This window comes from Mesorhizobium delmotii, from assembly GCF_900149755.1.
Classification (GTDB): Bacteria; Pseudomonadota; Alphaproteobacteria; order Rhizobiales; family Rhizobiaceae; genus Mesorhizobium; species Mesorhizobium delmotii.
The window spans coordinates 1-215 of record NZ_FUIG01000013.1 but is presented as its reverse complement, the minus strand read 5'-3'; the positions used below and the strand labels follow the sequence as shown (position 1 = coordinate 215).

Sequence of the window (215 nt, the reverse complement as noted above, 5' to 3'; positions counted from 1 at the left end):
GGTAGGTGGAATCGATCCACAGGTATGGCCAGTCGCCCTCGATGGGCCGGTCGAGGAAGGCCTTCACCTTGCCGTCGATCTCTTCGCACAGCCGCGAGACCTGGCTTTTGGAGATGCCGCTCATGCCCATCGCCTTGACCAGGTCGTCGACCGAGCGCGTCGAGATACCCTGGACGTAGGCCTCCTGGATGACGGCGGTCAGCGCCTTCTCGGCC

General features: G+C 64.2%; 1 protein-coding gene. It reads right to left on the bottom strand.

What is annotated here, in order from left to right; genetic code table 11:
- Positions 1–215, bottom strand: a 215-nt coding sequence (locus BQ8482_RS01385) for a transposase (RefSeq protein WP_133254734.1), incomplete at both ends; no start/stop codon positions are given.